Here is a 13,188-nt window from a genome sequence, read left to right on the forward strand (position 1 = left end):
TTTGGGTTAGAACAGTTTGTAAGCGATATTCAGAATGGTCAGCAGGCCGACCACGGTCACGAAGATGTTCTCGGTCCGGCCTTTGTATTTCGCCAGCGCGGGCGCTTTACGAATGGCGTACATCGGCAGCAGACACAGCAGAGAAGCGATAATTGGCGCCCCCATGGCTTCAATAAGGTCGAGAATGTTCGGGTTGGCGTAGGCCACAATCCAGGTGGAGCCCATGATGAAAATCATGCTGATGGTGTTCAACTTGCCGACGGAGACGTTCTTCTTATCGCCCTTGTAGCCGAACTTGAGGATCAGACCGTTCAGCCCCTCCAGCGTGCCCAGGTAGTGGCCGAAGAAGGATTTAAAGATAGCGACCAGCGCGATGATGGAGGCGCCGTATTCCAGCACCGTGGCGAACGTGGATTTACTGCCCGACATCGAGGCAAAGTGGTTCGCCAGGTAAGAGAGCACCGGAATGTTTTGCGCTTTGGCATCCGCCATGTTCTGCGGAGAGAGCGTAAACAGGCAGCTAAAGGCGAAGAACATCACCACCGCCACCATCAGCAGGCTGGCGCGACCGATGATTTTGGAGCATTTCTGCTCGGTGAATGCTTTCCCGAACTCCGGCTCGTACTCTTCGCGCTTGGAGACCACGAACGAGGAGACGATGGGCGAGAAGTTAAAGGAGAAGACCATGATGGAGATCCCCAGCCACACCGTGACCAGAATGCCGTCATGACCGGTAAAAGCGATATCGCTCAGGTTGACCTGGTCGATCACCGCCGAGTTCCAGTACGGGATCAGCGACAGGGAAATCAGCACCAGGCTGGCAATGAACGGGAACACCAGGTAGCTCATCACCTTCACCATCAGGTCTTTCCCGAACCAGATCACAAAGGCCATCAGCAGCAGCAGGAACAGCGCTACCACGCCGCGGTTCAGCGCAGGCATCTGGAGCTGGTTTTCCCAGAAGGTCATAAAGGTGTTAGTAATGGTGACGCCGTAAATCCACAGCAGCGGGCAAATGGCGAAGAAGTAGAGGAAGGTGATCACCACCCCACCGGTTTTCCCGAAGTGCTCTTCCACCGTCTCGGTGATGTTGCCGGAGACGTTGCTGCCGGACAAACAGAGGCGCGCCAGCGCGCGGTGGCAGTAAAACGCAATCGGGAAGGCGAGTACCAGCATCAGCAGGATGGGGATCAGTCCGCCAAAGCCTGCGCGAATGGGGAAGAACAGCACGCCTGCGCCAATGGCGGTACCAAACAGGCCGAGCGTCCATGTGGTGTCAGACTTACGCCAGGAGGACGTTTTTGTCTGGCCAACGATAATGCTTTCTGTGTTGCTCATAGGTCACCTTTATGCGTCAACGAAGCCGGTAATTTGGGAAACACGGGAGAGATCGATATTGCCGCCGGAAATAATGCAGACGGTTTTACGGCCCTGAATATAGTGGTCAAGCTTGCCGCTTAATAACGCCGCGCAGGCCAGCGCGCCCGCGCCTTCCGTCACCACTTTATTTCGCTGAATAAGGGCAATCATGCTGTTGCGAATATCGTCTTCGCTCACCAGCACAATGTCATCGACCAGTTCACGAACAATTTCGAAGGTTAATTTACCCGGACGAGACACGTCGCAGCCGTCGGCTAATGTGCCGGTAACGCGATGGTTGGTTATTTCTCCGGCCTGCCAGGAAGCGGCCATGCCGTGAACGTTTTCAGACTGTACGCCGATAATATTGATTGTCGGGTTGATGGATTTAATTGCTGTCGCAATACCGGCAATTAACCCGCCGCCGCCGATAGGGACAATCACATTATCCACGTCGTAAAGATCTTCAAGAATTTCGAGGCCGATGGTGCCCTGGCCAGCAATGACTTTCGGATCGTCATAAGGCGGGATAAAGATGCGCCCTTCCATCTCGACGATTTCGCTCACTTTAGCGATGGTGTCGTTAAAGTTCTCGCCGTGCAGCACCACTTCCGCCGAGTAGTCGCGGGTAGCGGCGACCTTGGATTTTGGCGCGCCCATCGGCATCACCACTTTGCCGTCGATACCGAGCATGGCACAGGAGAGCGATACCCCCTGAGCGTGGTTTCCTGCGGAGCAGGCCACTATCCCTTTGCGTTTTTCTGCGTCCGTCAACGAACTTAACTTATTAAACGCCCCGCGTATTTTAAACGAACCGGTACGCTGCATATTTTCAAATTTCAGGAATATCTCACCCTTACAGCGTTCGCTGAGATAATTTGAGCGCGGCATGCCGGTTTTATAAATTTTCCCCGCCAGGCGTTTTCTGGCGTCCTGAATATCTTCAATGGTCACCGGGAGATCGTAGGTAATGTGCATAATATCCTCGTTATAATAATTCATTCTTTTCAGGCAAAGTCAGGGTATCAGAGCGTTAAAAAGCGTCGCTCCGGGTGTTTTAAAACTTAATTATTTCTATCGTCGTTTATCGATATCCATCGACGAATATTGTTTTGCCAGTTCAACTAATACTGACGCCGATTTTTTAATACTGTAATTTTTCGACCACACGGCGGCATAGCGCGCCACGGGTAATTCATCTTCCACGGGCAGCACAATAAACTGGTCTGAGCCGAACGGCGCAATCATGTCGCGGGGGATCACCGTCAGGTAATCGGCATTCAGGACAAGGTTATAAATGGTGACGACGGAATCGGTCTGGACGATATTTTCAATGCTGATGTGGTTGTCTTGCAGGGTGGTCAGGAGTTCGTTGTAGTAGCCCATATCGGTTTGCGGCATCACCCACTGCTCATGCGTAAGTGATGCCAGTCTGGTCGGGCCGGTGCACGTTCGTGATTTACTCGCCACCAGCACAAACTCGGATTCAAACAGTGGCTCAACGTGAAGATCCTGAAGCAACATTCCGTCGCTCAGGGTACCGATGGCAAAATCCAGCCGACCGTCGCGAATGGCGGGCAGGAATGAAGAGAGCTGCGCTTCATACATGGAGACGCGCGCTTTCGGGAACACTTCCCTGAATTTTTTGATCATCTCAGACAGGAAGGTGAAGCCAATCAGCGACGGATAGCCAAAGGAGACGTCCATGACGGTACTAAAACTGAGGCTGTTGATTTCGCTCACCATGTTTTTCATTTCGCGGGTGATCGACTCAGCGTATGACAGCAGCACCTGACCAGCGGCAGTGAGTTTTACGCCGGTGTTTTTACGCACCATCACTTCCACCCCGAAGTAGGATTCGATGTCGCTGATGATTTTGCTGACGGCGGGTTGCGTCAGGCCTAGTTGTCTTGCGGCAGAACCTATGGAGCCACTTTTAATGACTTCCTGAAATACCACGAGGTGCTGAGTTTTCGGTAGAATAATAGTATTCATAATATTCTGCGCTTATTTCCCTATGACGCAGCGGATTCTACCCAATAATGTTTCAGGGGGTATGTGCTGTTACTCACAATTTGCTTCCCCGCGCATTTTACGGGCACAACAAGAACCCAAAAAATACTTTATAATCAATGCTATATAAAATCAAAAGCACACCATTACGCTGATATCGATCAATAAAATCAGCAGTAATAAATTTATTTTATGGCGATAACCTTGATAAATTTCTCTGCGTTAAATAAATCAATAAAGACGAACTTTCAGACAATTAAAGGCCAATAAATAACCGTTATTCCTTTTAAACATTCTTTCAAATTATCAAATTTTGCAGAGGATTTTTGGACAGCTTTTTATAAACAGTGGAATACGTCACACATTCATAGCCTGAATGTTTTTAATTTCAATATGTTTATATCAAATAAGAAAATATTTGCGATCGTTCAATTAACATTCGCAACAAATTAACAATACTGTAAATTCACCATTTTTTAGGGTGAAATTTTGTGATAACGATCGTTTGCGGTAGGCATAGCGATGCCAGAAAGGGTCATGCAGTGAAATGTGCTTAATGTCGCAAATATGAGAATTGATGTCGTTTGTGCGAGTTGCCGGGTGGCGATGCGCATACCTGGGCTACGAAACCCTAAAAGCAAAAACCCCGCCGAAGCGGGGTTCTGGAAGAAGTTGAAGCTGACCGATAAGCCGGCTTCGTTCAACCATACGTCAGGCATCTGCGGCGCTGGGATTGTCATGTGTCGCAGACTGTATCTCACTTTTGTGACAGATAAAGCTGGTTAACAGACAAAAGAAAGGCCGGGACAAAACCAGCCACTTCATTCACAGATTAAATCCCTGAAAGCGGTTAACTAACAATTCGACTTTGTCGAAATGCTTCGCGTGCTTCGTTCAAACTCATGACATTAGCCCCGCCTCGGTAGTCAGGGTCCTCAGCTTGAACGGGATCATCTTCCCAGTTACAAACTGGACAAATCTCGTAACTACCTTCTTCGGGAAACTCATATTGACCGCAGCAAGGGCAGGGGTGTACGAGATCAATCATTTCAAACTTCGCCACCTGAAATCTGGTAGTCGAGATTTTCCTGATAGAATTCTTTACCTAAAATCCCTTCAATGGCCTTAACTTTTTGTTCGGTAAGATTCCACCCCCCAAGCCCAGAAACAAAATCGTTATAGTCCTCTTCGCTCCACCCCATAACGCCACTAACTTCAGGAAGTTTTTCTTTAGGTACTTCAACCTCAAAAACAAGTAGTTCATCTACACGATCAAACGCATCGACAGTATAAATAATTGTCATTTTTCTACCCTTCTGGTTGGATCCGCTGGCTTGGTCTGCTCTCCTGATACAGGATCAAACTCCCCGAGATGGTTTCGACCTGATCGATCATACATTTCAACTGTACCATGCTGTGAATCCCACTCGTAAATACGCCCTTTAGAATCCTTCCATCTTGAACGTAATGTTCCCCCACCTTTTACTGGGGTTCTTTTCTTAGCCGTTTTAGCATCCGGAAATGCGGGTAATGGCGGTGTGCCTCGTGGAGCCACATGATACTTATGATCCGCATTCAGATAGACATAAATCGGCTCAAACGCCCCCAACGGATGCACCAGAATATAATCCCGGAAAGGGCGCTCTCCCGGTGCAGGAGTGACTGTTGACCACGGACTGTTGATTTCACTTTCCGGGTAAACCAGCACGTTCGGAGGAATGTAGACGTTATCCTGATTGCCAGTATTGGAAGGAGAAGAAAATCCCGGATCGTCAGGCGTCCAGACGATTGTCGGCTTGTCTGCGCCATCCTCCCAGAACTCATAATTCCCGGTGGTGCTGTTCTTCAGAAGCATACGTACAGGCACTTTGTCCTGTCCGCCTCTGGCGCTGACGTGGAAGCCTTTCGGTCTCATGGTGCCGAACTGGTCAGCTTCCCAGCGAAAACGAACACGGGTCGGAACATCTTCTTTATTCCGTGCGGCCTGCTCAAGGCGCATTTTATCGATGTAGTCCTGTTCGCCACTGTTGAGTTTTGGCGAGTAGAACATACCGAAGAGGAGCACTGTTGGGGGGCTGGGAGCAATCCAGCGACCAGCAGTAGAAAGAGTGCCGCCGATTTGCTGCAATGCTGCGTACCCGGCTTCAGTCGCTGCACCAGTGGAGATCCCGGTAGTTGTCGCTGCCCTTGCTGTTGCCATGCCTGCGGTCGCTGCCACTTTGGGGGCATCCGAGGAACTGAAAAGGCGTTTATACCACGGGCGGTTATCTTCTGGTGGTGGAGTCGGTTCGGCTGGTTTGTGTTTCTTTGCAGCTTGCGCGTGTTGGACGGGTTCCGATTCTGTTTGTTCCGTTTGAGGAAGTGTCCGGTAGTAGCCAGCATGACCGAAATTATCAACAGACTCCTGGTCTGTCCCTGCGTCGGTGCAACCTTCTCCCCTTAGACAAGATTTTGCAAAGACAGGTAAAGCACTTAGTGCCGCCGCAGCGCCAATCGCTTTGTTAATGGGCCATTCTGCCGCCCGTTTTTGATGTTCTTCGAAAGGATTTTCTGGCGCATCTTCCACCCATAATGTTGTACTACCCAGCACCTGGTTCATTTTGCAGTTACAAAGAACCTGGTCCCCCGTAGCAACGCACGCTTTGTCTTCCAGGAAGTGGTGAGCCGTACCATTGATTTCGAAAAAGTCTTTGCAGGTATCCTGCGGGCAATACGCAGTGTCCCCAAGCAGGGCAATTTTGCGTTCTTCGATAATTGTCGCTGTTGCGGTAGCAATGTATCCGCCACTCGTCGTTTCATCCCCAAGCCTTGCCAGGCGTCTTGTCATAAGTCCATCTACTTGTTATGGAAAACATCCAGTGGCTATTTTACAAACAATGACCACTTGAGCAACAAGTATCAGAGTGAATCGCCACGGGTTTAACAGACACCTAAGAGTCATTTAAGATGACTTAAAGAGAGGTGCCCATGAGCGGTAAGCGTTATCCTAAGAGTTTAAAATTGAAGCAGTCAAACAGGTTATTGATCGTGGTCATTCAGTTTCCAGCGTTGCAACACGTCTCGATATCACCACCCACAACCTTTACGCCTGGATAAAAAAGTACGGTCCGGATTCTTCCACTAATAATGAACAGTCAGATGCTCAGGCCGAGATCCGCCGACTCCTGAAGGAGTTAAAGCGGGTTACTGACGAACAAGACATATTAAAAAAGCCGCGGTGTACTTCACAAAGCTGTCCGACTGCGGTACGCCTTTCTCCGTAACAACAATCGTTGCTGGACTGTCCGCCTGCTCTGCTAGGTGCTGGATGTTCATCCGAGTGGGTTTTACGCCTGGCTTAAGCAGCCACATTCACGATGGTATCATGCCGACCTGAAGCTGACGGGGCATATCAAGCAGTTCTGGCTGAAGTCGGGCTGTGTTTATGGCTATCGCAAGATCTATCTCGATCTGCGGGATTCCGGGCAACAATGCGGTGTAAACAAAGTCTGGCGGTTGATGCAACGCGTGGGGATAAAGGCTCAGGTCGGATACCGGAGCCAACGGACGCGTAAAGGTTAAGCCAGTATTGTGACGCCCAACAAGCTCCAGCGGCAGTTCAACCCGGAAGCACCGGTTGAAAGTTGGGTAACGGACATAACCTACATCCGAACCCACGAAGGCTGGTTCTATCTGGCCGTGGTGGTTGACCTGTTCTTCCGAAAAGTTATCGGCTGGTCAATGCAACCCCGAATGACAAAAGAGATTGTCCTGAACGCATTACTTATGGCGATGTGGAGGCGTAATCCTCAAAAGCAGGTACTGGTTCACTCTGATCAGGGCAGTCAGTACACGAGCCATGAGTGGCAGTCGTTCCTGAAATCACACGGTCTGGAAGGCAGCATGAGTCGTCGAGGCAACTGCCACGACAACGCGGTTGCGGAAAGCTTTTTCCAGCTACTGAAGCGCGAACGAATTAAGAAAAAGATCTACGGAACGAGAGACGAAGCCAGAAGCGATATTTTTGATTATATCGAAATGTTTTATAACAGTAAGCGTCGGCATGGTTCGAGCGAGCAGATGCCACCAGTTGAATATGAAAACCTATATTATCAACTGCTCAGAAGTGTCTAGATTATCCGTGGCGATTCATGTCGTTAATCCAGAAAGGCTATATGTGCATCGCAGTAATGTCTCCAGCGGAGATCGTACTCTGAAGCAAAATAATCAACTTCATCCTCCATGCCCGTAAGATCAAACTGGCTACCAAGTTGTTCGATAACCGAATCCAATGTCAACGGGTCATAGTCTTGTATGAAGGTAAAATCAAGCAATTGCCCGAAATCTCTCGCATTCCGTTTTTCATCAACCAGAGAACCTGACTTTCGCAATATACTACGCACTTTTGAGGGAATTTTTTTGCCGCGGCGTAAAAAACCGCCTGAATTTTGAGCATATAACTATCAATATCGTCTTGTTCTAACTTCTTCATTTTCTGCACTATGTCCAATAATTGGGCTGGCTCCATTTTGGACAATTTTACAAAAGAAATGAATATAGAGAGACGGGAAGATATAAATCTTGCTCTGCTGGCTGAATCGCAGCCCAGAGACACGCGGAACAAACCGCCTGAAGGTAGTCTGAAATGAAAGCAGTAGCGGTTGCCACGCTTTAGGATATTCGGGATGGAACAGCCGTTGGTGTGCCTCGTCTGTATCACAGTCTGTGTCACAGTTTTGCCTTAGAAAGCCTGAGACACACCAACGTATTGTTTTAAAAGAAGTTGAAGCTGACCGATAAGCCGGGTTCTGTCGTGGACAGTCATTCATCTAGGCCAGCAATCGCTCACTGGCTCAAGCAGCCTACCCGGGTTCAGTACGGGCCGTACCATGTGAACCCCTATTTGGCCTTGCTCCGGGTGGAGTTTACCGTGCCACGGACTGTTACCAGCCGCGCGGTGCGCTCTTACCGCACCCTTTCACCCTTACCTGATCCCGCTTGCGCGGGCCATCGGCGGTTTGCTCTCTGTTGCACTGGTCGTGGGTTTCCCCCCCAGGCGTTACCTGGCACCCTGCCCTATGGAGCCCGGACTTTCCTCCCCTCCGCCCGTCTCCCCCGAAAGGGACGACGACGAAGCGGCGACTGTCTGGTCAGCTTCGGCGCGCAGTATAGAGGGTTTGCGCGCCGCTGTCACCCTCAGGTGCGGGCAAGATGCTATTAACGCGCCACTTCCACCTTCGCCAGTTTTTCGTAGTAGCACGCAATCGCGCTGTGATCGGCCGTTCCCAGGCCATCCGCCCGCAGCGCCTGCATCATCTCCATAACCGCAGCGGTCAGCGGCAGCTGTGCACCCACGCCGTGAGACGTATCCAGCGCGTTCGCCAGATCTTTGATGTGCAGATCAATGCGGAAACCGGGTTTGAAATTACGATCCATCACCATCGGCGCTTTGGCATCCAGCACCGTACTGCCCGCCAGACCGCCACGGATTGCCTGATAAACCAGGTCCGGATTGACGCCCGCCTTGGTTGCCAGCGTCAGCGCCTCAGACATGGCGGCAATGTTCAGCGCCACAATCACCTGGTTCGCGAGCTTGGTAACGTTGCCCGCGCCAATGTCTCCGGTATGCACTACGGAGCCCGCCATCGCCTTCATCAGGTCATAGTATTTGTCGAACACGGCCTTATCGCCGCCCACCATCACCGACAGGGTACCGTCGATGGCTTTCGGCTCGCCGCCGCTGACGGGCGCATCCAGCATCTCTACGCCCTTCGCTTTTAACGCCTCGCTGATTTCACGGCTTGCGAGCGGGGCGATAGAGCTCATGTCAATCAGCACCAGGCCCGGCTTCGCACCCTCGATGATGCCGTTCTCCCCAAGCGCGGCCTCTTTGACGTGAGGGGAATTTGGCAGCATGGTGATGATGACATCGCACTGCTCAGCAATGGCTTTAGGGGTAGCAGCTGTTTCCGCGCCCGCCGCCATCACCTCAGCCACAGACTGTGGATTGTGATCGGATACCACCAGTGAGTAACCCGCTTTAATCAGGTTCTTACTCATTGGTTTACCCATGATCCCAAGACCAATAAAACCCACTTTCAGCGTCATAATCTGTTTCCTCAATGATGGTTATTTTTTAAAAGCGTCCGCTAATTTCTGCGTCGCTGAGCGGAACACGCCGAGGTCGCTGCCGACGGCAACGAACGTGGCTCCCCACTCCAGGTAGCGGCGGGCATCGGCTTCAACCGGCGCCAGAATGCCGCACGGTTTGCCGTGCGCTTTGGCGCGGGCAAAGATGTGCTGGATTGCGCGCTGTACGTCCGGGTGGCTGGCGTTGCCCAGATGCCCAAACGCCGCAGCCAGATCGCTTGGACCGACGAAGATACCGTCCACGCCGTCTGTGGCTGCAATCGCATCGACGTTATCAACACCCTGCTGGCTTTCAATCTGAACCAGAATAGTGATGTTGCTATTGGACTGGGCGAAATAGTCCGGCACGGTGCCAAACATGTTGGCGCGGTGCGATACCGAGACGCCGCGGATCCCTTCCGGCGGATAGCGCGTTGAGGCCACGGCCAGCGCCGCCTGTTCTTCCGTTTCCACAAACGGGATCAGGAAATTGTAGAAACCGATATCCAGCAGACGCTTGATAATCACCGGCTCGTTAGTTGGCACGCGCACCACCGGAGTGCTGGGGCTACCTTTCAGCGCCATCAGCTGCGGAATAAAGGTGCTGATATCGTTCGGCGCGTGTTCGCCGTCCAGCACCAGCCAGTCGAATCCGACCAGGCCTAACACTTCGGTGCTGATAGGGTTTGCCAGCGCGGACCAACAGCCAATCTGAATCTGGTGCGCCGCGAGGGCAGCTTTAAACTTATTCGGGAAGATATCGTTATTCATCACTTAACCCTTTTTTAATTCCGCTGTTTTAGCCAGTAATATTTATTCCAGAACAGATTCTTTATATTTATTTCTCTGACTGAATGGTGGCGTTATAAAATCGTCATTCAGTATAATCGGCTCTACACGTCAGCACATTGTTTTGATGCTCAAGTATTGCGCTACATCTCAACGCTATTTTGAGCATATGCACAAAGCAGTGGGCGCTAATGCACAGAATCAAGGATTAGTCCGCCTGAAACGATCGCGATCACATTTTCACTTTTCTTCTCCTGACATGCTTTATTTTTACGTTAAGAAAACGATTATCCAACGAGTTATTTTTCATAGCTGAAACTTTGCCGGAGAAGAGTGAATAATGACCGATATTGCAATTAGAGAGGCACCCCCGACGGCGTTTTATATTAAGGTTCACGATACGGATAACGTGGCGATTATTGTCAACGACAATGGCTTAAAAGCAGGCACCCGCTTCCCGGACGGGCTGGAGCTGGTTGAGCATATTCCGCAGGGGCACAAGGTCGCGTTGGTCGATATTCCTGCCCACGGTGAAATCGTACGCTACGGCGAAGTCATCGGCTATGCGGTAAGCGCTATCCCGCAGGGTAGCTGGATTGAGGAGTCGCTGGTGGCGCTGCCAGAAGCACCGCCGCTGAATACGCTTCCGTTGGCGACCCGCGTTCCTGAAGCTTTGCCGCCGCTGGAGGGCTATACCTTTGAAGGCTACCGCAATGCGGACGGTAGCGTCGGCACCAAAAACCTGCTCGGCATTACCACCAGCGTGCACTGCGTGGCGGGCGTGGTGGATTACGTGGTGAAAATCATAGAACGCGATCTGCTGCCAAAGTACCCGAACGTCGACGGCGTGGTGGGTCTTAACCATCTGTACGGCTGCGGCGTAGCGATCAACGCGCCCGCGGCGGTCGTGCCGATCCGTACTATCCACAATATCGCCCTGAATCCGAACTTTGGCGGCGAGGTGATGGTCATTGGCCTCGGCTGTGAAAAATTGCAGCCAGAGCGCCTGCTTCAGGGCACCGAGGATGTCAAAGCCATCCCGGCAGACGGGGCCAGCATCGTGCGCCTGCAGGACGAGCGCCACGTTGGTTTTCGTTCAATGGTCGACGATATTCTTCAGGTGGCAGAGCGACATCTGGACAAGCTCAACCGCCGCCAGCGCGAAACGTGCCCGGCATCGGAGCTGGTGGTCGGAACCCAGTGCGGCGGCAGCGATGCCTTCTCCGGCGTAACGGCCAACCCGGCGGTGGGCTATGCGTCCGATCTGCTCGTTCGCTGCGGCGCCACGGTGATGTTCTCCGAGGTGACCGAAGTCCGTGACGCCATCCACCTGCTGACGCCGCGCGCCGTTAATGAAGAGGTCGGCAGGCGCCTGCTGGAGGAAATGGCCTGGTACGATAGCTATCTCGATATGGGCAAAACCGACCGCAGCGCCAACCCTTCGCCGGGCAACAAGAAAGGCGGCCTGGCGAACGTGGTGGAAAAAGCCCTCGGTTCGATTGCCAAATCCGGCCAGAGCGCGATTGTGGAAGTGCTCTCTCCGGGCCAACGGCCAACCAGGCGCGGCCTTATTTATGCGGCGACACCTGCCAGCGATTTTGTGTGCGGCACCCAGCAGGTGGCCTCCGGTATTACAGTGCAGGTCTTTACCACCGGGCGCGGCACGCCGTACGGGCTGATGGCGGTCCCGGTGATCAAGATGGCGACGCGCACCGAGCTGGCAAACCGTTGGTATGACTTAATGGATATCAACGCGGGCACCATCGCCACCGGGGAAGAGAGTATTGAGGACGTGGGCTGGAAACTGTTCCATTTTATTCTGGACGTAGCGAGCGGGAGGAAGAAAACTTTCTCGGACCAGTGGGGATTGCATAACCAGCTGGCGGTGTTTAACCCGGCACCGGTGACGTGATGGCCCCTCAGCCTTCCCTCTCCCCATAGGGGAGAGGGTAAAAAATCTTAAACCAACACCACCTCAATCCCGCTTTTCCGTAATCCTTCCAGACTCTCCGCCGGAATATCTTCATCAACGATAATCATATCAATCCTTTGCGTATCAATGATTTTATGCAGGCTTGAGCGGTTAAACTTGCTGGAGTCGGTCACGACAATAATACGCTCTGCCACCTCGCACATTTTGCGGTTCAGGCGTGCTTCATCCTCGTTGTGCGTGCTCACACCGCGATCGAGATCGATAGCGTCGACGCCCAGGAACAGCAGATCAAAGTGATAATTCTGTAAGGACTGTTCCGCCTGGTCGCCGTAGAAGGACTGCGACTGACGCCGCAAGTGCCCGCCGGTCATCAGCAGCTCTACCCCTTCAGCTTCCAGCAACGCATTCGCCACGTTCATCCCGTTAGTCATCGCAATGACATCCGTGTGCTGGCGCAGCATACGAGCGATCTCAAAAGTCGTGGTGCCGGAATCCAGAATAATGCGGTGCCCCGGCTTCACCAGCGCGGCGGCGGCCTGAGCGATGCTGCGCTTCACCGCCGTATTGAGCGAGCTTTTATCCTCAACGGAAGGCTCGATGCCAGGCGCATTCCCTTCGCAGATCAGCGCCCCGCCGTAGGCACGAACGGCGATGCCCTGCTTTTCCAGAAACGCCAGATCGTTACGGATCGTCACCGTCGATACGCCGTACAGATGAGACAGATCGTTAACCTGCACGCTTCCCTGCGCCCGCAACCGCTGAATGATCTGCTCCCGCCTTTCACTGGTGCCGGTGATGCGCTTCTCTGCGGATGAATCGCTGCTGCTCATACGAGATCCTTAATCAATAAACTTTCATTTCATTTCGTTTTGTCTATTAACGCCTTTCTTTTTAGCGAATGCAAGCGCTGTCTGGAGGACATACGCAAGCCTGTGAACAGCTGAAACCTTTCATTGTGTTTCTTTTGTGAAACAGATCGGAAAACC

General features: G+C 52.0%; 10 protein-coding genes, 1 other RNA gene and 1 pseudogene. 2 read left to right on the forward strand and 10 right to left on the reverse strand.

Going from position 1 to position 13,188, the window contains the following annotated elements:
- Nucleotides 1-6: 6 nt before the first annotated feature.
- The 6 genes from tdcC to ACMGGH_RS02415 form a co-directional block, all read right to left on the reverse strand.
- The gene (gene tdcC, locus ACMGGH_RS02390) at nt 7-1,338 is read right to left on the reverse strand and encodes a threonine/serine transporter TdcC (RefSeq protein WP_232948985.1); all 1,332 of its coding nucleotides are present in this window, start codon (nt 1,336-1,338) and stop codon (nt 7-9) included.
- 9 nt (nt 1,339-1,347) lie between these two features.
- Nucleotides 1,348-2,337, reverse strand: a complete 990-nt coding sequence (gene tdcB / locus ACMGGH_RS02395; protein ID WP_232948986.1) for a bifunctional threonine ammonia-lyase/L-serine ammonia-lyase TdcB — start codon at nt 2,335-2,337, stop codon at nt 1,348-1,350.
- 96 nt (nt 2,338-2,433) lie between these two features.
- On the reverse strand, nt 2,434-3,354 hold the full coding sequence (gene tdcA, locus ACMGGH_RS02400) for a transcriptional regulator TdcA (protein ID WP_028014518.1): 921 nt from the start codon (nt 3,352-3,354) through the stop codon (nt 2,434-2,436).
- Nucleotides 3,355-4,222: 868 nt separating this feature from the next.
- Entirely contained in the window at nt 4,223-4,420 is a 198-nt protein-coding gene (locus tag ACMGGH_RS02405) for a CPCC family cysteine-rich protein (protein WP_232948987.1), read from the reverse strand.
- A 1-nt stretch (nt 4,421) separates the two neighbouring features.
- On the reverse strand, nt 4,422-4,676 hold the full coding sequence (locus tag ACMGGH_RS02410; protein ID WP_232948988.1) for a DUF7683 domain-containing protein: 255 nt from the start codon (nt 4,674-4,676) through the stop codon (nt 4,422-4,424).
- Nucleotides 4,673-6,199 (reverse strand): S-type pyocin domain-containing protein, encoded by a 1,527-nt coding sequence (locus tag ACMGGH_RS02415; RefSeq protein WP_232948989.1) that lies wholly within the window; start codon nt 6,197-6,199, stop codon nt 4,673-4,675. The genes ACMGGH_RS02410 and ACMGGH_RS02415 overlap by 4 nt, the downstream gene beginning before the upstream one ends.
- A 140-nt stretch (nt 6,200-6,339) precedes the next feature.
- Here ACMGGH_RS02415 and ACMGGH_RS02420 point away from each other — a divergent pair.
- A pseudogene (locus ACMGGH_RS02420) lies at nt 6,340-7,485 on the forward strand (IS3 family transposase).
- A 647-nt stretch (nt 7,486-8,132) separates the two neighbouring features.
- On the opposite strand, the gene rnpB reads toward ACMGGH_RS02420, so the two are convergent.
- The 3 genes from rnpB to garL form a co-directional block, all read right to left on the reverse strand.
- Nucleotides 8,133-8,509, reverse strand: an RNA gene (gene rnpB, locus ACMGGH_RS02425) — RNase P RNA component class A.
- A gap of 59 nt (nt 8,510-8,568) precedes the next feature.
- Entirely contained in the window at nt 8,569-9,459 is an 891-nt protein-coding gene (gene garR, locus ACMGGH_RS02430; protein WP_232948990.1) for a 2-hydroxy-3-oxopropionate reductase, read from the reverse strand.
- A 21-nt stretch (nt 9,460-9,480) separates the two neighbouring features.
- Nucleotides 9,481-10,251 (reverse strand): 2-dehydro-3-deoxyglucarate aldolase, encoded by a 771-nt coding sequence (gene garL, locus ACMGGH_RS02435; protein WP_192978559.1) that lies wholly within the window; start codon nt 10,249-10,251, stop codon nt 9,481-9,483.
- 358 nt (nt 10,252-10,609) lie between these two features.
- Here garL and garD point away from each other — a divergent pair, with 358 nt between their 5' ends.
- Nucleotides 10,610-12,181 (forward strand): galactarate dehydratase, encoded by a 1,572-nt coding sequence (gene garD, locus ACMGGH_RS02440; protein WP_232948991.1) that lies wholly within the window; start codon nt 10,610-10,612, stop codon nt 12,179-12,181.
- A gap of 47 nt (nt 12,182-12,228) precedes the next feature.
- Here garD and ACMGGH_RS02445 read toward each other — a convergent pair whose 3' ends face one another.
- The gene (locus ACMGGH_RS02445; protein WP_126300132.1) at nt 12,229-13,032 is read right to left on the reverse strand and encodes a DeoR family transcriptional regulator; all 804 of its coding nucleotides are present in this window, start codon (nt 13,030-13,032) and stop codon (nt 12,229-12,231) included.
- Nucleotides 13,033-13,188 lie beyond the last annotated feature (156 nt).

This window comes from Enterobacter sp. BNK-16 (assembly GCF_048684955.1).
GTDB lineage: Bacteria > Pseudomonadota > Gammaproteobacteria > Enterobacterales > Enterobacteriaceae > Enterobacter > Enterobacter bugandensis.

What these genes read in the sequence shown, in the direction of transcription:
- tdcC (WP_232948985.1), bottom strand. Translation starts at nt 1,338, where the DNA reads ATGAGCAACACAGAAAGCATTATCGTTGGCCAGACAAAAACGTCCTCC.
- tdcB (WP_232948986.1), bottom strand. Translation starts at nt 2,337, where the DNA reads ATGCACATTACCTACGATCTCCCGGTGACCATTGAAGATATTCAGGAC.
- tdcA (WP_028014518.1), bottom strand. Translation starts at nt 3,354, where the DNA reads ATGAATACTATTATTCTACCGAAAACTCAGCACCTCGTGGTATTTCAG.
- ACMGGH_RS02405 (WP_232948987.1), bottom strand. Translation starts at nt 4,420, where the DNA reads ATGATTGATCTCGTACACCCCTGCCCTTGCTGCGGTCAATATGAGTTT.
- ACMGGH_RS02410 (WP_232948988.1), bottom strand. Translation starts at nt 4,676, where the DNA reads ATGACAATTATTTATACTGTCGATGCGTTTGATCGTGTAGATGAACTA.
- ACMGGH_RS02415 (WP_232948989.1), bottom strand. Translation starts at nt 6,199, where the DNA reads ATGACAAGACGCCTGGCAAGGCTTGGGGATGAAACGACGAGTGGCGGA.
- garR (WP_232948990.1), bottom strand. Translation starts at nt 9,459, where the DNA reads ATGACGCTGAAAGTGGGTTTTATTGGTCTTGGGATCATGGGTAAACCA.
- garL (WP_192978559.1), bottom strand. Translation starts at nt 10,251, where the DNA reads ATGAATAACGATATCTTCCCGAATAAGTTTAAAGCTGCCCTCGCGGCG.
- garD (WP_232948991.1), top strand. Translation starts at nt 10,610, where the DNA reads ATGACCGATATTGCAATTAGAGAGGCACCCCCGACGGCGTTTTATATT.
- ACMGGH_RS02445 (WP_126300132.1), bottom strand. Translation starts at nt 13,032, where the DNA reads ATGAGCAGCAGCGATTCATCCGCAGAGAAGCGCATCACCGGCACCAGT.